The sequence below is a fragment of the Vreelandella aquamarina genome (assembly GCF_020075495.1).
Taxonomy (GTDB): Bacteria; Pseudomonadota; Gammaproteobacteria; order Pseudomonadales; family Halomonadaceae; genus Vreelandella; species Vreelandella aquamarina_A.
On sequence record NZ_JABYQT010000006.1, the window covers coordinates 101,076 to 120,110 of the forward strand.

Sequence of the window (19,035 nt, forward strand, 5' to 3'; positions counted from 1 at the left end):
TGGGTACGATTTCAATGGCTTCAACGTAACGCAGGCAGGCGGGGATAAAAATCGATAAGATGTCAGCTATCCATGAGTTTTAATCAACTATTGCGAGGCTTCCATGCAGAACAGTTTGCCGCCCTTGAGCGCCCTGCGCGCGTTCGAGGCCACCGCCAGGCTTGGCAGCGTCACCGCCGCTGCCAACGAGCTTGCCGTGACCCATGGCGCGGTCAGCCGCCAGCTCAAGAGCCTGGACGAGCACTTCGATACGCCGCTGTTCATCAAGGCAGGCCGAGGCCTTGTGCTGTCACGCCACGGCGAGACGCTGCAGCGTGGCCTTGGCGAGGCGTTCGAGCGCCTGCGCAATAGTTGCGCCGCGCTCAAGCGTGAAGTGGAAGGCGCGCCTTTTACCCTGGCCTGCCCGGGGAGCCTTCTGGCGCGCTGGCTGATACCGCGGCTTGACCGCCTGCACCAGGCGCTGCCCGAGCTTAACGTACAGGTAGTGGTCAGCGATAGCGAGCAGCCCGGCAAACAGGCAGGCATCAGCGCCACCCTCGCCTTCATCGAGCCGCCCTGGCCCGAGGAGGGTGAAGTGATCGAACTGATGGTGGAGGAGATCTGCGCGGTGGCAAGCGCTGATCTGGCTGCCGGTTTCGATCCGGAAAGGCCCGACACGCTGTTCAACGGCGCCCTTTTGTACACCGCCTCGCGCCCCCAGGCGTGGCCGGCCTGGGCGCGCGCCCAAGGGCTTTGCGAGACGCAGCTCGAGAAGGCGCTGGCCCGGGGCCAGGGGTTTGACCACCTTTACTACCTGATGGAAGCGGCGGTGGCGGGGCTCGGGGTCGCGATCGCGCCCCGGCTGCTGGTGGAGGATGACCTGAAGAGCGGGCGGCTGGTCGCGCCCTGGGGGAGTATCCAGACCCCTGCCCGGCTCTGTTTATGGCTACCCAGCGGGGCCAGCCCGCATGCTGGAAAGCGCCTGGCCGAATGGCTCGGACAGGCTCTGAATGAAGCGGTGCGTTAGCGCGCGCGCCGCCAGTCGGCCAGTGCCTGGATATCCGCAGGCGTGGTACGGCAACATCCCCCGATGCCGGAAGCGCCTGCGGCCAACCACTGCTCGGCCCCTTGAACCAGGCCGGACGGGCCGCCGTGGTCACAGGCCGCCGGATGCCAGGTCTTGCTCACCGGATCGTACTGCTCGCCGGAATTGGGGTAGACCAGCACCGGCAGGTCGCAGGCGCGCTTGATCGCGGCAATCAGCGACTCGATATGCGCAAGGGCCGTGCAGTTTACGCCGATGGCCGCCACGCCCGGGCAGTTGGCCAGGGCCTTCGCGCACGCCTCGATCGGCGTGCCGTCGCTGATGTGCTCACCATCCTTCGCCGAGAAGGTGATCCAGGCCTGGGCGCCGGGGTGCTCGGCCAATAAATCGGTGATCGCCAGCGCCTCGTCGAGCGACGGCAGGGTTTCCACCGCCAGCAGGTCGGCACCTGATTCGAGCAGCAGCTCGAACCGCTCGCGGTGGAAATCGACCAGCCCGGCACGATCCAGGTCATAGCCGCCGCGGTACTCGCTGCCATCGGCAAGATAAGCGCCGTAAGGGCCGACCGAGGCGGCCACCAACGGCTTGGGTCGATCACTCTGCCCCTGCCATACCGCCTCACGGGCTTCGATAGCCAGCGTGACCGACAATCGAATCAGCTCGCGCGCCTGGCTGGCCGTCATGCCCGCCTGCATGAAACCGGCAATGGTTGCCTGGTAGCTGGCGGTGATGGCGCAGTCAGCGCCGGCCTCGAAGTAGGCCTGGTGCACCTGGCGAATCTTTTCCGGCGCCTCGGCAAGTAAGCGCGCCGACCAGAGGCTGTCGTTGAGATCGCAGCCCAGGGTTTCGAGCTCGGTGGCCAGCGCCCCGTCGATCACCATGAAGGGCACGTCACGCAGCAGTTGGGTAATGGGATTGTCGTGCTGGCTCATGGGGTGGTCTCCGCGTGGGTGAACTTGGCACTATTGGCGCGCCTTGCCGCCTTGCGCCGGTGTAGAAAGTGCACGAGATAACAGAGCACGATGAAGGGCACGCCGAAGTAGAGCGCTACGCGCTGATGCGGGTCGAAGGCAATACCGATGCAGGCGGCAAGGCACGCCGCGAAGGCAATCAGCGGCACGAAGGGATACCCCGGCGTGCGGTAGACCAGATCCTCGAGCCGCCCGCCTTCACGCAGGTACTGGCGGCGGAAGTTGAACTGGCTCAGCGCGATCGCCATCCACACGATCACCACCGCAAGCCCGGAGATCGATACCAGCACCAGATACACGGTCTCCGGCGCGTAGACGCTCGAGAACAGCGCCCCGAAGCCGCCTATCATGCTCAGAAGCAGCGCGTTCATGGGAATGCCGCGCTTGTTGAGCCGGCCAAGGGATTTGGGCAGCGTACCCTGATCCGACAGCGTCCAGAGCATGCGTGCCGAGGCGTAGAGCCCGGAGTTGGCCGCCGATAAAAGCGCGGTAATGATCACGAAGTTCATGATGTCCGCCGCCCCCGGCACGCCGATGCGCTGGAAGACCGCGACGAACGGACTCTGGCTGAGGCCCGCCTCGGTGTGGGGCAGGAGCGCGGCGATCACGATCATGGTGCCGACGAAGAACAGAATCAGCCGCCAGAGCGTGGCGCGAATGGCCTTCGGCACGTTGCGCGCCGGGTCCACGGCTTCGCCGGCGGCGATACCGATCAGCTCGGTGCCGGAAAACGCGAACATCACCGCCAGCAGCGTCATGCCGATGGTCAGAAGGCTTGGCGGCATCGCGCCTTCGCCCCACAGCGCGGAAAGGCCGGGGGATGCCACGGCGGCGCCGGTGTCGTCCTGAAGCGGCACGAAGCCGATGATCGCCGCCGCGCCGATCAGCACGAACACCACCACGGCCAGCACCTTGATCAGGGAGAGCCAGAATTCGGATTCAGCAAAGAAGCGCGAGGTGAAGGCGTTCACACCAAACACGATGGCGGCGAACAGCGCGCTCCAGTACCAGCCGGGAATGTCGGGAAACCAGCGCCCCATGAACACCGCCGCCGCGGTGAACTCCGAGCCCAGCGCCACCGTCCAGGTGAGCCAGTACATCCAGGCCACCATGTAGCCGGTGCCGGGGCCGATGTAGCGCGTGGCGTGGGCGCTGAAGGCGCCGGAATCCGGCATGTGCACGGCCAGCTCCCCCAGGCACATCATCACAAGCCAGGCAACGATACCGCCCACCAGATACGCCAGCACCGCGCCCAGGGGGCCGGCCTGCTGTACGGTATAGCCGGAACTCAGAAAAAGCCCCGTCCCGATGACGCCCCCAAGGGATAACATCACCAGATGGCGGGTCTGCATACTGCGCTTGAAGTGCGCGCCCTCTTGTCGGCTATCCTGCCGCTTGGATGAACTACTTGCCCGATCACTCATGGTGACAACCTTCTATTGACGTGACGCGTCTATGTCGGCTCGTAAGCCTGACCTGAAAAAGGGCGCCATTTTAATGTATTCAAAAGGTATAAAAAAATTATTTTATAGCTTAATTTTGAATATGATATCCAAGATGATGCCGGGGGAAGCGTGGCTGAACAGCAGAATTGCCAAAAAAGCGCCCCGTGGGGCGCTCATCGCGTTTAAAAGGAGGTCCACTGCTCCGTGTCGTGCGGGCTGCCCAGCACGTGGGTCTTCTCGGGCCTGGCGGCCGGGCGGCGCTGTGGCGTAGGCAATGCGGCTGAATGCTGACCAGCCTTTGCACCTTTGAAAAATGACACTTCCTTGAGCAACGCTGCTGCCTGAAGCTGCAGTGAACGCCCTGCCGCGCTGGATTCCTCGACCAGGCTGGCATTCTCCTGGGTGACGCTGTCCATCTGCGATATGGCCGTATTGACCTGCTCGATACCCTGCGACTGTTCTCGGCTGGCCGTGGCGATCTCGCCTACCAGGGTCGAGACCCGCTGCACGCCGCCAACAATATCCTCGAGCGCCTTGCCCGCTCGGTTGACCAGCTCCGAGCCGGTGTCCACCTGAACGATACTGTCTTCGACCAGTTTTTTTATGTCCTTGGCAGCATCGGCACTGCGCCCGGCCAGGTTACGCACTTCGTTGGCCACTACCGCAAACCCGCGGCCCTGTTCGCCGGCGCGGGCAGCCTCGACCGAGGCATTCAGCGCCAGCAAGTTGGTCTGGAAGGCAATTTCATCGATCAGCCCGACGATACCGGCAATCTTGCGGCTTGAGGTATTGATACGCTCCATCGCTTCAACGGCTTGCCCGGCGATTTCTCCGCCTTCGTTGGCCTGCTGGCTGACATTACTCACCAGCTTGTCGGCTTCGACTGCGTTCTCTGCGTTCTGGCGCACGGTGGAAGTAATTTCATCCATCGATGCGGCCGTCTCTTCGATACTCGCCGCCTGCTGCTGAGTGCGGCTGCTCAAATCTTCGGTTCCCTGGGCAATATCGTCGGCGGCGCCATTGACGGCTTCTGCATTGCTGCGTACGGACATCACCACGCCTGAAAACTTGGCTTCCATGGTTTTCAAGGCTTGCAGCATGTCACCGAACTCATCCTGGCAGGTAACGTCGATATCGTTATCAAGTCGGCCTTCTGCCATTTCATTGGCGAGTTTCTGTGCCTTGCCGAGCGGCGTCATGATGCCGCGAACCAGCCATATGGCGAGCAGAGTGCTGGCAATGACGGCAATCGCCATGACGATCAGGATAACGTTGCGTGTCCAGAGATAATTATCCGTCGATTGCTGGTTGGCGGCAGCAGCCTGAACGTTATTACGTTCGGTAAGGTCTGTAATGGCCCCCAGCACTCCTGTATATGCCGTACTCAGTTGCGTGGTCGCGATCGCGCGTGCGCTATCAAAATCCCCTCTCAGCATGGCGGCGTTAACGTCGCTGATTCCTGCACGCAACTCGGCCAGCGAGGCAATGAACGTGTTCGCGATGGCACGTTCGTCTTCCGAGGATATCCGCTGCGGAAAGTAGTCGGCCCAGGCGTCGTCGATAATGGCGTCGTTTTTGGCGATAGCTTGCTGAGCGGCTACGGCAGAAGCAGGATTTTGATCCCGTTGTTCCATCATTATGGTGACCCGATTGCTAAGCAAGGCCTGGCCCACCTCGTTGAGCGCGATCAACGTCAGCACGTTACTTTCATAAATCTCGGTCATGGCATCGTCAGTCTTCTTGAGACTATAAAGGCCTACCGCTCCAACACAAATCAACATCAACACACACGTCCCCAAGCTCAGTATCAGTCGCTGTTTGACGCTTCGGTTCACGAACAACATAGGAGTAGACATCTCGCAAGAGCCCGCTGCGCAAGGCGTTGGGGCAGGAAGGGGGAGGATAGGGTGGCTATTATCATGCAGGCTCGGCCTGAATGGCGATCTGCCGTTTCGATGATTGCCGTATTGATCTATCGGCCGGGATCGATGAGAGTTGAGTGGGCTCAAAAAATACTCAAGCGAGTTGCACCTGACGTCGGCCCGAAGCCGTGGCGACGCCTTCACCGGTTGACGATGGGTATCATCTGTTCACAGAAATGACAGGCTCAATGTTCGGCAGTTGCCTGAATGCTCCCCCTCATCTCCATCCTCTTCTCCAGGCCTTCCCAGCCATATGCTTTAACCAAGGCCTCGAGCCTGGGCGGGCGGTAGTCGCGATTCTGCTGGTAGCGCTCCTTGACACTCTGGTGGATCAGGGTCGGTTTGGCCTCATTGACCAGCGAGCGGTGCAGTTTGGATCTTAACCGATATAGGTGTCGGCGAGACTCGTGCAGCTCGCCCCGGCTTGCATCGGTCAGGTTTTCGTGAAGGTACGGCTCTAGGGCAAGTCCTGCGGCATTGGCTTCCCTGAGCATCCACTCAAGCGGTGCATCGGAGGCCTGATTACCGTTCTCGTCAGGTTCCTTGCCACCACCGATATCGCTGTGCACTCCTGAAAACCATACCTGCTTCAAATCCACGCCCTCGCGAGACTCCCACAGGGTGGGCTCGAAGTCCTTGCGCATCTCGTCGATGGCCAGCGCGTGGCGGGCGGTGGCGATATTGCTGCCCATCTTGGTGTCGTAGAACTCATTTTTATTGTTGAACAGCCCACCCAACAGGCTCAGCGGTATACCGAGCGCGCCCACGGTGTCCCATACGCCGATAAAGTGAATGCGCCGCGATGGGTGGCAGTAGCTATCCCGAAACGCCTTGGCGGCCTCGCCGCCAGGGCGGTGCTTGTCAGCGCCATCCTTGTAGATGTCCCAGGCTTGGGTAATCCGCCCGGCCTCGGCGCGTTTGAGAATGCCGCAGTTGTTGATGAGTCCGCTCAATGCCCGCACGTTGTAGGCGCCGCGGCTGAACCCGAAGAGGTAAATATCGTCACCCGGCGTGTAGTTGTGCACGATGTAGCGGTAGCCATCGATGATGTTCTTTTCGATACCGGCGCCGGTCAACGCGCCGCTGATCCGGTTGCGATACGAACCGATCCCCCACCCGTAGGAGACGTGCTGGCGCGTTTTTCCCGCAAAGGGTGAAATGGCCCGCGCCAGTTTCAACACGTTGGTGGGGTAATCCTCGTCCAGATTCTCTTCCGGCTGATTCCAGGTACCGTCCGCGCAAATGATGAGATTGGCCACGTTGTCTCTCCTTGACGCCCGGACGAGTGCGCATCACCAGTGTCGACGCTCGCCTACTGATTCGAGGCCATGAGCGTACCGCCGGCGGCCATGAACAGGCCACCGGTCGCCCGGTTGAACCGCTTGTAGCGGCGCGGGCTCTGGAACCAGCGGCTGATGCTGGCACCCAGTCCCGCATAGGTCGACATCAGCGTGAAGTCGATCAAAAGCCAGGTCAACGCAAGTATCATGAACTGCATAAGCTGCGGCTGGCTCACGTCGATGAAGTTGGGAAATAGCGCGGCGAAGAAAAGAAGATCCTTGGGGTTGCTGATGCCCACGGTAAAACCACGCTGAAAGCGCTTGTTGGCGGGCATTGGCGGCGCCTGCTCCGCCGACGGCGAAGCAACCTCGAGACTCGTCGTATCGCGCCAGGCGCTGATGCCCAGATAGATCAGATACGCCCCGCCCACCAGCTTCAAAATAGCGAAGGCGGTTTCGGAGGTCGCGAGCACCGCCCCCAAGCCCAATGAGGAAATCATCATCAGCACCAGAGACGCCGCCACGCCCCCCAGCACCGTGGCCGTGGCCTGCTTTCGGCCGAATTTCAGTCCGTGGCTGGTGCACAAAAGCGCCACTGGCCCGGGGAAGATGATCAGGGCGAAAATGACGCCTACGTAGGTCAACCAGGTCAACGCGTCCACACGATACTCCTTGTCTGAATAATCCAGCCTTCGCCTTTCAGCGTGGGCGTGGGCCTTTCACCAATGCAGAAAAGCCTCTTATTCAAACACAGGACTGGTCCCGTGTGGTTTTAAAAAACGTTGGTCAGGCGCAAGCGGCGCGGCTTGCCGCGCCGCGCGTCCATCAGGGCCTCAGTGACACGAAGTTGAGCCCGGTCGTCTTCGTAGCGGTGTCGATGGCGGCTTTGGGGTCGTCGATGCCGACTTCCACCATGCCCACCTGAGGCAGATCGATCAGGCCCGCCTCGATCATGCGCCAGACCGAGAGCACCGTTTCAGGCCGGTACATGCGCGAGCCGCGGATCGTCAGCCGGCGGCGCAGTACCTCACCATAGGGAACCGGGATGTCCTGGCGTACGCCGCCCATCAGCACCAGGGTACCGCTATCCCTGAGGGCCGTAAAACCGGCCAGCAGCGGGTTGGCGCTCTCGGCATCGCCCATGGTGTCGATTACCACGTGCACCGCGCCCGCCACCGCGATGATCGCGGCGGCGTCCTGCTCGACATCATTGGTCAGTTGAACAGGCACGACGCGCGGGTCGAGCGTGGCCAGCTTCTCGAGTGCGGCTTCGTTACGTCCAAGCGCAATAACCCGCGAGGCGCCCTTCGCCAGGGCGACCAGCACCGCGGCCCCGCCCATCTGCCCGGTGGCGCCCAGAATCGCCACGATATCGCCCGGCTGCTGGCCGGACTGCACCACGCCCTCCCCGGCAATCCCGAGCCAGGTCAGAAACGCAAGCCTCCCCGGCTCCTCATAATGCTCCGCGCCGGGTAGCCGGGTAACGGCCTCTTTCGGCAGCAGCGCTTTTTGCGCCATGGTGCCGTGTCGCCACCGGGTGCGCATGGCCTCCACCACTTCGGTGCTTTCGCCACGCCCGCCGATCTCGCCAAGCCCCATGAGCACGTCTTCGGGGTGGTCGATATCCCCGGACTCCACCAGAGAGTCGAGCGCAACGACATCCCCGACCTCCACGTTGAACACATCATCGGCCTTTTCGCACACCACGCCAACGCCGCCGGCTCCCAGCACGAGCGGCACGGGCAGCGGGATGTCGGTACTGTCGACCATCGCCATCAGGTAGGCGGGCACGTGAACCGCCCGCACATCCACCACCACAGACCCGGGGCGGCATTCCGGGTCCGGGCGCTCGACACAGGCAAGCGGTGTCTGAAGGGTTTCCTTGTACCAGGCTTTCATCGGCAGTCACTCCTTTGTTTGAAAGTAACGCGGTTAAGAGAAATGCAGGTTGATGTGCTAAAAACAGCCACGGCACAAGGCTAAGACCTCGACTATAGTTGAGGTCAACAACTTTATTAATTGTTAAAATGCGCGCATCAAAAGCGCTTTGCCCCAGCATTGCTTCAGTAAACTCGAGGTATGAAGTCTCATGGCTACCGATCTATCCGTGGGAGACGTCGCCAAACGCAGCGGCGTGCGGGTGTCGACGCTTCACTTTTATGAGTCCAAGGGGTTGATTCAGTCCTGGCGCACCAGCGGCAATCAGCGCCGCTACCCGCGAAGCGTGCTGCGCCGCATTGCGGTGATTCGTATCGCCCAGCGCGCCGGTATTCCGCTGGCGATGACCAAAGAGCACCTGGATTCGATTCCGACCGATCGCCAGCTGAGCGCGGCGGATTGGCAAGCGATCACGGCCGCCTGGCGCGAGGAGATCGACCGGCGGGTGGAGAGCCTGATGCAGCTACGCAACCAGATGGATCGCTGCATTGGCTGTGGCTGCCTATCGCTTGCCGACTGCCCGCTGCGCAACCAGGACGATCACCTGGCCGAGGAAGGCCCCGGTGCCCGTCTGCTGGTCTCGTCGACCGACTGACGCGACGCCAGGCGCCAGACCGTCGTTTGGAAAGGCGTGAGAAACCGGGTAGGGTCATCGATCACCCGTTCAAGCTCGTCATGAGAAAAAGGGAGTTTTCATGAAACGTCACGCAACGCTTGCCCTACCCTTGAGTCTTTTCGCCGGCGCCCTTGTTGTCCAGACCGCCCAGGCCGATACCTCGGCGCTTTCGCAGCAGCTAAAGGATCTCGAATCGTTTCAGGTCATCGCCCATCGCGGTGCCAGCGGCCACGCGCCAGAGAGCAGCATGGCGGCACTGGAACTCGCCCACGCCTGGGGCGCGGACTACCTGGAGCTGGATATCCAGATGACGTCTGATGGCGAGCTGGTCGCCTTTCACGACGATACCCTCGAGCGTACCAGCAACGGCGAAGGCCATATCAACGATCACACGCTTGCCGAACTCAAGGATCTCGACGCCGGCAGCTGGTTCAACGACGCCCACCCGGAACTGGCCGATTCCGCCTTCGAAGGCGCTCACATTCTGACCCTCGAAGAGGTGTTCAACCGCTTCGGCACGGACGCCCGCTACTATCTGGAAACCAAGTCTCCCGACCTCAACCCGGGCGTGGAAGAGGGCCTGGTTCGCCGGCTGGAAGCCTATGACATGATCGAGACCGGCCGGGTGCTGATACAGTCCTTCGATCAGGAAAGCCTTTTGAAGATTCACGAGCTGAACCCGGACATTCCGCTGATTCAGCTGGTGTGGTACTCCCCAGGCGATGAAGATCCCGAGCGCCGGGAAGAGTGGACCGGCGTCACCCCGGGCCCGGAGCGCATCACCGACGAGGACTTCCAGGCCGTGGCCGACTACGCCGTGGGCCTTGGTACCAACGCCTACTACGAAGGCGAGGCGATGATCGACGAAGGCTTCGTTCGCCAGGCCCAACAAAACGATCTGGCGGTCCACGTCTATACGATCAACGACCCCGAGGAGATGCAGCAACTCATCGACTGGGGCGTGAACGGTTTGTTCACCGACTACCCGGACCGGCTGATCGAGCTGACCGAGTAACCTCCTCCCCGCCCGGCCCGCGCCGGGCGCCCAGAAACGTTTGCCTACAGCCGCTCGATGATCTGCTCGACCTGTCGGCGCGCCTCGCCCTGCAGGGTCTTGAGCGGCATCGGCAGGCTCGGGCTACTCACGACCCCCAACACTTCGGCCACGGTCGCGATGACGCGAAGGCTTCCGCCCTGCTCGCGGTAAAGCGCCCACAGCGGCTCGAGCTCGTTTGAAAGCCTCAGCGCCGTTTCACTATCGCCCGCCTGGGCGGCGCGGGTGATCGCCAATGCCCGCTGCGGAAAGAGCCCGCCGAGCACCGAGTACCAGGCCTGGCACCCGGCGCAGAGCCCGACCGCCGCAACCGGATCGCCGCTGATGCCGAGCGTAACGTCCTCCGGAATCAGCGCGCGAAGCCGTTCGATGCGCGCCCGGGCCTCTTCGATATCCCCGGCCACCGGCGGTATCTTGATCGACTTCACTTTTGAGAGCGCGGCGATGCGCCCGTGCAGCTCGTCGCTTAAGGAGAAATGCGTGGTGCCGGGGTTGTCGTAGACGCAAAGCGGCACGTCGAGGGCGTCGCACACCGCCTCGTAGTGGCCGAACACTTCGTCCTCGGTGAGCGTCTGGTAGGACACCGGCGCCAGCAGCACCCCGCTCGCGCCCGCTTTCTGGGCGTCTTCTGCCAGCTCGAGCACCGCGCGGGTGGAAAGCGCCCCGATACCGGCCACCACCGGCACGCCACCTGCGTTTTCCACCGCCAGGTGAATCACGCGGGCGCGCTCTTCGCGCGACAGGTACATGTAGTTGCCGGTCGAGCCCAGCACGCCAATGGAATCCACCCGTGCGGTGGCCAACCGCTGTACCAGGCCAACGAATTCGTCTTCGCGAATGCCCTGCTCGCTCATGGGCGTCAAGGGAAAGGCGCTGAGACCTGTGAACATGGGCAATGTCCTCTGTATGAAAGTGGGCGCTGCTCGCGTCGTCCTGAAACGCTGGCGAGCAGGTATCAGATACTCCATCGAACGGCAGCGCTCTACCCCTTTAGCCGCTCCTCGTGGGTTTTGACATAATCAGGATCGATCAACTTGCGCAGCTTCAGGCACAGGAAATAGACCAGCGACCCGGCGGCGAAGGCGATGGCAATGGGCACGATGATGACCAGCATGACGGTAAAAAACCCGAGCCCGTAAGACCGGGCGAGCGGGTCGGCGTAACCGATCATCAATACCAGGCTCAACAGTATCGAAGGGCCGACGATCAACGCCTGGGCCAGAAAGTAGCGATAGAAATAGCCGCGGCCGTATCGTTTGTAGACACCGTCGATGTCGACCTTGATCTCATTCCCCTCTTCGCTTTCGAGCTTGAGCAGTATGGCCTCGCGCTTTTTCTTCAACGCCAGTGGCGTCCCCTCAAACGTCTCATAAGACAGCTCGACCACGTGCGCCTCGAAGGGCTTCCCGACAAAGGGCATGAAGGTGTATTCCGTATCCAGTGGCCTGATGAACTCAAACTCGCCAATGCTGTGGAAATACAGAGTGGTTCTGCCGTTATAGGTGGCGTAGCTAACCGCCTGCTGCTCCATCACACCCCTGATCATCGTCACGTGAGCCGCCGTCTTGAGCCTTCGCCTGGTGCCTTCACGGATCATCCCCCGCGCGACATACCCCAGAAGCCCGGTCGTTGCCGCCGCGATCAAAAAGCCCACGATCTGAAAGCGGATCAAAAGCCCCAGCATGAGCACTAAAAGCGCGATGCCCATCAGCCCGAACACGGCGCCGACGATGGCCGTTACGTGAAGCCCCATACGCTTGTAAAGCGCCACCTGGCGAACGTGAAACCGCTCGTTGGGCGTCATGGTACGCTCACCGACCGTGCTTGCCTCGTGGATGGCGGCCTCGTCCTCTTTTAGCTTTTTAGTCACGGTCTCTTATTCCCTCTTCCTTTCTACCCTAGCCCTTGAGAATCTCTTCCGGCGTCAAACTCTGGGAATCAGGGTCCAGCCCCTTTCTCAGTTTCTTGTAGAGGTAGTCGAGCAACTCGTACATCAAGCCTCCCGCAATAATGGAGATCACCATGATTCCCAAGAGCGCCCAGAACGTGAAGAGCTCGAATTTCACGATGAAATAGAACGCGAGCCCGAGGCTCAGGAGCATGGGCGGGAGGCTGAGAAGATTGAAGCGTCTGGCCTGGCGTTTGAACACCTTTCGCCCGTACTTCTCAAAAGCGCCGTCGAGGTTGATCAGGTCGCTCGCGTTGTCCCGGTCTTTCAAATTGAAGAGCAGCGCCTCGTCGATTCCCTTATAGCGTTTGCCCAAATTCAGCGGTGGAGACATCCGTAGAAAGAGGGCGTGAGCCTCGATGACATGGCTATTCAACTTCTCGAGGAGGTCATACGAGCCTGGCGGGCCGTGCAGCAGCGCGTTGCCGATGTAATATTCGTTGACGTAGTTAACGACGCCCGCATTGCTGGGCACGCGCTTTTTGCGAATGGTCAGGATGCCCCGGATGATGGAAACCCGCGGGTCGAAGCGCACCCGGCGTTTATAGCCCAGCCAGAACATCCAGATACCGGCCATCATCGGAGCCAACGTCAAAAACGCGATGAGCGAAAACCCGATCCAATCGAGCGTTAGCGTATCCATGCTGAAGGCGATCGGAAGCCCCGCCCCCAGGCAAAACGTGATAACGCCGCTGCCCATCAAAAACCAGAAGAGGTAGCGATGCCCCGCCACGACTTTTTTCGCATAGGCGTATTCGTGATCGGTCATCAAGCGCTCGTCGATGATCGCGCCATGATAGGTCATTGAAAGCCCCTCCCCGGGCGCCGGATTGGATCGATCGAAGCTTGAAGGTAAAAGCCGGGATCAGCTCTTGAAGGGGCGGTGCTTTTCATACAAGAACTCGACGGAGTGCTCGAAGAGCTCCTGAATCTGCGTCCTGGCGGTGTCAGGGGTCACAAGATAGAAGTGTCGGATCAGCGCCTTGCGGCCCAGCAGATTGAAAACGCCTTTTTTAGCGACGATGGAAAGATCGAGAATGCCCTTGTCCGCCTCAACGGGAATGAAATGGTAGTGCGCGTGCTGGCCCTTGAGATCGCCCAGCAGGAACTCCAAACCTCCCCCGCTGCCCAGCTCCTCGAACATGTCGGCTTCGTGCTGGTAAGGGTACTGATCGATGATGTCGCTCGCTTTTTCGAAGCGGTCGGTGGTGAGCCGACGATGAACGAACTCACGATCATCGTTGTAGTGGGAGTAGATGATTTGAACCATCGAGCAGCCTGCGGGTGGATATAATTAAGACGCTCATTATATACCACTTGGCCCCGCAGGCTGACATGCCCTTACGGCTGGCCGCTACCGCCTGCCGCACCGTATACGTGCCCGGTGGTGAAGCTGGATTCCTGAGAGGCGAGCAGCACATACACGCCGGAAAGCTCCACAGGTTGGCCCGGACGCCCCATGGGCGTATCTTCGCCAAAGTTCTGCACGGCCTCATCAGGCTGGCCACCACTGGGTTGTAGCGGGGTCCAGAACGGCCCTGGTGCCACGGCGTTGACGCGAATACCCTGCTCCGCAACCTGCTTGGCAAGCGCCTTGGTAAACGCGATGATTGCCGCCTTGGTCATGGAGTAGTCGAGCAGGATCTTGGGTGGGTCGTAGGCCACGACCGACGACGTATTGATAATCGACGCACCAGCTTCGAGATGTGGCATGGCCGCCTGGGTAATCCAGTACATGGCGTACAGGTTGGTCTTCATGGTGGCATCGAAGTCATCGTGAGAGATCTCGGTGATCGACGGTTTCCACTGCTGGCGCGCGGCGTTGTTGACCAGGATATCCAGACCACCCAGCTGCTCTACTGCTGTTTCCACCAGTTCACGGCAGAACGCTTCATCGCGAATGTCACCGGGGATCGCCACCGCCGTGCGCCCTTCGGCTTCGATCAGCTCGATCACTTCGCGGGCATCGGACTCTTCGGCATCCAGATAGTTGATCGCCACGTCCGCCCCTTCGCGGGCGTAGGCGATGGCAGCGGCGCGTCCGATACCGGAGTCGCCGCCGGTGATCAGCGCCTTGCGGCCTTCCAGGCGCCCGCTTCCGCGGTAGCTCTCCTCGCCGTGATCCGGGCGCGGGTCCATTTCACTGGCAAGACCGGGCCATTCCTGGGGCTGATTGGGAAACGAGGGTGACGGATACTGTGTGGTAGGGTCCTGTTTCTCTGCCATGGAGCCTCCTGCTGCGCTGGCGTTGCTTGAATTACCTGAATTGCCTGATGCCTGCGAGGAGGATGACTGGGCAAACGCAGGTGCCGCCATTGCCGCAGCCATACCGGTCGCCAAGCCACCGACAACGCGACGACGTGTAGGATCAAACGTATTGATGGGTTTCACGTTAACCTCCCTGTTTAAACAGTGTTTGCAATGGCCCAAGCCGCTTCGGCGAAGACTGAGCATACGAGCCGAAACGAAGACTCTATTGACTTTAGTCGCAATCACTTCGATTACAAACCGGCCCAGACCAGCAGGAAATTAAATGGGGATAGAACGCAGGCCTGGTGCCATTGTGTCCCCAGATGCAATAACCCCCGGCCGCATGGGCCAGGGGCTGGAGAACGCATCCATCGTTGAAACTGATACAGGTTAAATTTTTTCATCCAACCACTTTTTGACACCCAGCTGTTCGCGCTTGTCGTCAGGCAGGTCATCACGAATCAGCTGCTCGCCTTTATGCAGCGCAGTGATCGGTGCCGAAGCGGAAAGCGCTGAATTGAGTATGTAGAGCACATCATCACCTTGCTGGGGATTGAACGTGGAGCTGTCCGGCGCACCGGTTAAATCAGCGTTGCTGCTTGAATCGCCATCCCACATGTAGTGATCAAGACTCAGGTTGGTGCGGGTAAAATTCGCCATTTGAAATCTCCGTCCATTCAGTCATAACCCTAACGACTCCATGCGCTAGCGGTACTGCGATGCGTGGCGTACAAACCGGTTTCTTCAAGAGCCTGTTGCTTCATGAACTTATGCCCTCGATAACCTTGCCCGCAACGCCAAGCCTCCTCTTAACCATAGCAAAAACACACAGATTGCAAGCATTGAGCCTCTTTTAGCGCATTAAATACCTGTTTCAAGTAGTTTTATAAAAGTTAAACATACAAATTAAATTAACCACTTGATTGGAGTTTTATACCTGCGGATATCGAAGGGCTGTTCTAGCCTGTAAGAAGTAGAAGAGCCAATGCGGCTTTGTAGCAAGTCGATATCATGAAAGCACAGGAGTAACGACATGAACCATGGAGCGGATGGAAAGCACAACGAAAGCGAAGAAAAACAGAAAGCCGAACAGGTAGTCGATAAAGATACGCCCAATAGCGACGACCCCACGACTCAAAAAGCATCGCCTAATGAGGAGCCGCGCCCTTTTCGACCCGATGAAAACGTCGACAATCAGAAAGACGAAGACGCCCGCTCGGAGCCTGGCCACAACACCTCCGGTGAAGCGGCTCCTTTTTCAGGCGCGCAAGTGGTCAAGGAAAAGCGCGCCCACAAGGATAATATCGACAGGAAATCAGATGAAGCAGACCCTCAGGGAAGCGAGTAGCTTACCTGGCGCTACTGCAAGGAGCGTAGATTCCATTCTGAAAGGCCATCGTTGACGGTGGCCTTTTGATGGCCCGCCCCTCAGGAGATAAAACGCGACGCAGCTTTCTGCGCGCAGCATATTTCTCACTCGCCTTGCGATGGTCGAGCTGGCTAGCATTTGTAAAAGCGCATAAGCACCAAAACATAACCCCCGGCCATCCGCTGGCCGGGGGTCTTTGGTATCTGCATCCTTACAGCAAGACTGGCTCCTTCCAGCCCGCGCATCCAAGCGCACTATCAACCTAACAGACAATGCAGCGCCGCGATGTAAGCCATCCGCACCACGTGTGTAAGAGATTGCTTACAAGAGGCTGTTTGTATGCACATCCGCCACCAGTGAATATCATCTGCATGACGGCGGGTTTACCTTCGCATCACGCTCGCTTTGTATTGAATCGCCTTTCTTGCGTACAATTGCGCGCCAACGAGCCCTTCTTCTGATACGCCACCCTGATGCGCCCTCCTTTTTGATGTTCTCCCTGACGCTGTGCTCAAGTACGAATCGGGTGCATCGGGCATGGTGGCATGGCGTCTCAACGGGTATTCACGATCGATATCTATGCAGCACCCTGACGGTGCAAGTGGTTGATATGAAAGAATCAAGCCCAGCGAATGCGGCCCGGCGCTTTTCTGTTGCGCCGATGATGGACTGGACTACCCGCGACTACCGGGCGTTTGTGCGTACGCTGACCAGGCGGACGCTGTTATATACCGAAATGGTGACCACCGGGGCGATCTTGCATGGTACGCCGCGGGAGCGGTTTTTAGGCTACAGCGCCGTGGAACATCCCATTGCACTGCAGCTGGGGGGCAGCGATGCCGGCGAGCTTGCGGAGTGCGCGGCGATTGCTGAGGCGTGGGGTTATGACGAGGTCAACCTGAACGTGGGCTGCCCAAGCGACCGGGTGCAGAACAACATGATCGGCGCCTGCCTGATGGGCTACCCGGAGAAGGTCGCCGAGGCGGTGCGCGCCATGCAGGCGACGGTTTCCATTCCGGTGACCGTCAAGTGCCGTATCGGCATCGATGACCAGGATGAAGACGCCGACCTTGCGCGCTTTATCGACATCGTGGCCGACGCGGGGTGCGAGATCTTTACCGTGCACGCTCGCAAGGCATGGCTCAAGGGGCTTTCCCCCAAGGAGAACCGCGATGTGCCGCCGCTCAACTACCCTCGCGTACACCGTTTGAAGCAGGACCGGCCTGAGCTGCATATCGGCATCAACGGCGGTATCAAGACGCTTGAGGAGTGTCAGGCGCAGCTTGAACACGTGGACAGCGTGATGGTGGGCCGCGAGGCGTATCAGAACCCCTGGCTGCTGGCCGGCGTGGATGCGCTGCTGTACGGCGAGCCCGGCCCGGCGGCTAGCCGCCTTGAGGCCGCCCGGGCATTTCGCCCTTATATTCAGCAGCGGCTGGATGAAGGCGCCAAGCTGAACCATATTACCCGCCACCTGCTCGGGCTTTTCCAGGGCTGCCCGGGCGGGCGGCGCTTCCGCCGGCACCTTTCCGAGCACGCTAACAAGGAAGGCGCCGGGCTGCGCCTTTATGACGATGCCCTGGGGCTGGTTCGCGAGCCGGAGCTTGAAGAGCATAGCGCTTGAAGTAGTGCTTGAAATAAAGCCTGATACAACAGAACAGCCCGCTATCTGGGAAGATAGCGGGCTGTCGATGCGGCGATCAGGCCATGGCGTTATACGTGCCTAGTTGCCGCGTACGCCCTGTTCGATGCGCTTGCCGATGTCCTGATCGACATTGCGCCAATACTCGAACGCGCGCTCAAGCACGGGCTCGGTCACGCCTGCCGAGAGGTGCCCCACCACGTTGGACACCAGACGCTCCCGCGCTGCGTCGTCCATCACATCACGCACCAGCGTACCGGGCTGGCTGAAATCGTCGTCATCTTCACGCAGGGTATAGGCAGTGCGAACCAGCTCGCCGCTGGTGGCCCATACGGCATCTTCCGGGAAGCGCTGGGGGTTGGCATGCGGGCCGCCCTTGCTGTTGGGCACGTATACCGGGTCGGTGGCGTTATGAATGCGCATGGCGCCGCCCTGGGTGTAGCTGTTTACCGGGCACCTGGGCGTATTCACCGGAATATGCTTGTAGTTGACGCCCAGGCGGGCACGGTGGGCGTCGGCGTAGGAGATGGAGCGCGCCAGCAGCATCTTGTCCGGTGAAAGCCCGGTGCCCGGCACCATGTTGTTGGGCTCGAAGGCCGCCTGGTTGATCTGGCTGTGGAAGTCAGTCGGGTTCTTGTCCAGGGTCAGCTTGCCCACTTCGATCAGCGGGTAGTCGTCGTGCGGCCACACCTTGGTCAGATCGAAAGGATTATAGCGGTAGGTCTTGGCATCGTCGAAGGGCATGATCTGCATGTGCAGCGTCCAGGAAGGGTAATCCCCCCGCTTGATCGCCTCGAACAGATCGCGACGATGGTAGTCCGCGTCGGTGCCAGCCATCTGGTCTGCCTGCTCCTGGGTCATGCACTTGATGCCCTGGTCGGTCTTGAAGTGGTACTTGACCCAGAAGCGCTCGCCTTCGTCGTTGACCCACATGTAAGTATGACTAGAGTAGCCGTTCATGTGACGCCAGGTGGCGGGTACGCCACGATCACCCATCAGCCAGGTCACCTGATGAGCGGATTCAGGTACCAGTGTCCAGAAATCCCACTGCATGTCGTGGTCGCGCAGGCCGTTGTCGGCGCGACGCTTCTGGGAGTGGATAAAGTGCTGGAACTTCATCGGGTCACGAACAAAGAACACGGGGGTATTGTTGCCCACCAGGTCGAAGTTGCCCTCTTCGGTATAGAACTTGATCGCAAAGCCACGCGGGTCACGCCAGGTATCGGGGCTGCCGCTTTCTCCGGCCACCGTTGAAAAACGAATAAGCACGTCGGTCTTGGTGCCCTTTTTCAGGAAGTTGGCTTTCGTATACTGGCTGACATCGTGGGTGACCTCGAAATGGCCAAAGGCACCGCTGCCTTTTGCGTGAGGCTGACGGTCGGGAATCATTTCCCGGTTGAAGGCCGCCATCTGTTCCATCAGGAAATGATCGTGCAGCACGATGGGGCCATCGGGCCCCACAGACAGCGAATGCTCGTCGCTTGAAACCGGAATGCCTGCGCCCGTTGTCGTATGATTTGAGTTACCGCTCGTCATTACCTTTCCTCCATGTCACGGCTGACGCGGTGCTCGGGCA

General features: G+C 60.1%; 18 protein-coding genes. 5 read left to right on the plus strand and 13 right to left on the minus strand.

Annotated features, from left to right (window positions below; translation table 11 throughout):
- Positions 1-103 precede the first annotated feature (103 nt).
- On the plus strand, positions 104-1,006 hold the full coding sequence (locus tag HW452_RS11200; RefSeq protein ID WP_224106189.1) for a LysR family transcriptional regulator: 903 nt from the start codon (positions 104-106) through the stop codon (positions 1,004-1,006).
- Here the strand turns inward: HW452_RS11200 and mmuM are convergent.
- The 6 genes from mmuM to HW452_RS11230 form a co-directional block, all read right to left on the minus strand.
- A complete protein-coding gene (mmuM, locus tag HW452_RS11205; protein ID WP_224106190.1) occupies positions 1,003-1,956 on the minus strand; it encodes a homocysteine S-methyltransferase in 954 nt (317 codons plus the stop codon). The two genes, HW452_RS11200 and mmuM, sit on opposite strands and share 4 nt — an antisense overlap.
- Complete coding sequence (locus tag HW452_RS11210) at positions 1,953-3,419, minus strand: amino acid permease (RefSeq protein WP_224106191.1); 1,467 nt, start codon at positions 3,417-3,419, stop codon at positions 1,953-1,955. The genes mmuM and HW452_RS11210 overlap by 4 nt, the downstream gene beginning before the upstream one ends.
- Before the next feature lie 203 nt (positions 3,420-3,622).
- Positions 3,623-5,221 carry a methyl-accepting chemotaxis protein gene (locus HW452_RS11215; RefSeq protein ID WP_425348108.1) on the minus strand — a complete coding sequence of 533 codons (1,599 nt, stop codon included), beginning with the start codon at positions 5,219-5,221 and terminating at the stop codon, positions 3,623-3,625.
- A 326-nt stretch (positions 5,222-5,547) separates the two neighbouring features.
- Positions 5,548-6,621: a DUF2235 domain-containing protein gene (locus tag HW452_RS11220; protein ID WP_224106192.1), complete on the minus strand. Its 1,074-nt coding sequence runs from the start codon at positions 6,619-6,621 to the stop codon at positions 5,548-5,550.
- A 53-nt stretch (positions 6,622-6,674) separates the two neighbouring features.
- Complete coding sequence (locus tag HW452_RS11225; protein WP_224106193.1) at positions 6,675-7,304, minus strand: LysE family translocator; 630 nt, start codon at positions 7,302-7,304, stop codon at positions 6,675-6,677.
- Positions 7,305-7,467: 163 nt separating this feature from the next.
- The gene (locus HW452_RS11230) at positions 7,468-8,541 is read right to left on the minus strand and encodes a zinc-binding dehydrogenase (RefSeq protein WP_224106194.1); all 1,074 of its coding nucleotides are present in this window, start codon (positions 8,539-8,541) and stop codon (positions 7,468-7,470) included.
- 190 nt (positions 8,542-8,731) lie between these two features.
- Between HW452_RS11230 and soxR the strand changes: the two genes are divergently transcribed.
- Together soxR and HW452_RS11240 are read left to right on the plus strand one after the other, a co-directional pair.
- Positions 8,732-9,175: a redox-sensitive transcriptional activator SoxR gene (soxR, locus tag HW452_RS11235; RefSeq protein WP_224106195.1), complete on the plus strand. Its 444-nt coding sequence runs from the start codon at positions 8,732-8,734 to the stop codon at positions 9,173-9,175.
- Between the two features lie 100 nt (positions 9,176-9,275).
- The gene (locus HW452_RS11240) at positions 9,276-10,211 is read left to right on the plus strand and encodes a glycerophosphodiester phosphodiesterase (protein ID WP_224106196.1); all 936 of its coding nucleotides are present in this window, start codon (positions 9,276-9,278) and stop codon (positions 10,209-10,211) included.
- A gap of 44 nt (positions 10,212-10,255) precedes the next feature.
- Here HW452_RS11240 and HW452_RS11245 read toward each other — a convergent pair whose 3' ends face one another.
- The 6 genes from HW452_RS11245 to HW452_RS11270 all read right to left on the minus strand — a co-directional run bounded on the left by HW452_RS11245 (position 10,256) and on the right by HW452_RS11270 (position 15,108).
- Positions 10,256-11,140 (minus strand): dihydrodipicolinate synthase family protein, encoded by an 885-nt coding sequence (locus tag HW452_RS11245; RefSeq protein ID WP_224106197.1) that lies wholly within the window; start codon positions 11,138-11,140, stop codon positions 10,256-10,258.
- Between the two features lie 92 nt (positions 11,141-11,232).
- A complete protein-coding gene (locus HW452_RS11250) occupies positions 11,233-12,120 on the minus strand; it encodes a hypothetical protein (RefSeq protein WP_224106198.1) in 888 nt (295 codons plus the stop codon).
- Positions 12,121-12,148: 28 nt separating this feature from the next.
- Positions 12,149-13,003, minus strand: a complete 855-nt coding sequence (locus HW452_RS11255) for a hypothetical protein (protein WP_224106199.1) — start codon at positions 13,001-13,003, stop codon at positions 12,149-12,151.
- Positions 13,004-13,063: 60 nt separating this feature from the next.
- Positions 13,064-13,468 carry a hypothetical protein gene (locus tag HW452_RS11260; RefSeq protein ID WP_224106200.1) on the minus strand — a complete coding sequence of 135 codons (405 nt, stop codon included), beginning with the start codon at positions 13,466-13,468 and terminating at the stop codon, positions 13,064-13,066.
- A 71-nt stretch (positions 13,469-13,539) separates the two neighbouring features.
- Positions 13,540-14,424, minus strand: a complete 885-nt coding sequence (locus tag HW452_RS11265; RefSeq protein ID WP_224106201.1) for an SDR family oxidoreductase — start codon at positions 14,422-14,424, stop codon at positions 13,540-13,542.
- Between the two features lie 414 nt (positions 14,425-14,838).
- Complete coding sequence (locus HW452_RS11270) at positions 14,839-15,108, minus strand: hypothetical protein (RefSeq protein WP_224106202.1); 270 nt, start codon at positions 15,106-15,108, stop codon at positions 14,839-14,841.
- A gap of 373 nt (positions 15,109-15,481) precedes the next feature.
- On the opposite strand from HW452_RS11270, the gene HW452_RS11275 reads away from it, so the two are divergent.
- On the plus strand, positions 15,482-15,796 hold the full coding sequence (locus HW452_RS11275; RefSeq protein WP_224106203.1) for a hypothetical protein: 315 nt from the start codon (positions 15,482-15,484) through the stop codon (positions 15,794-15,796).
- A gap of 631 nt (positions 15,797-16,427) precedes the next feature.
- Positions 16,428-17,441 carry a tRNA dihydrouridine(20/20a) synthase DusA gene (gene dusA / locus HW452_RS11280; protein ID WP_224106204.1) on the plus strand — a complete coding sequence of 338 codons (1,014 nt, stop codon included), beginning with the start codon at positions 16,428-16,430 and terminating at the stop codon, positions 17,439-17,441.
- Between the two features lie 99 nt (positions 17,442-17,540).
- Here dusA and HW452_RS11285 read toward each other — a convergent pair whose 3' ends face one another.
- Positions 17,541-18,995: a catalase gene (locus HW452_RS11285; RefSeq protein WP_224106205.1), complete on the minus strand. Its 1,455-nt coding sequence runs from the start codon at positions 18,993-18,995 to the stop codon at positions 17,541-17,543.
- Between the last annotated feature and the right edge of the window lie 40 nt (positions 18,996-19,035).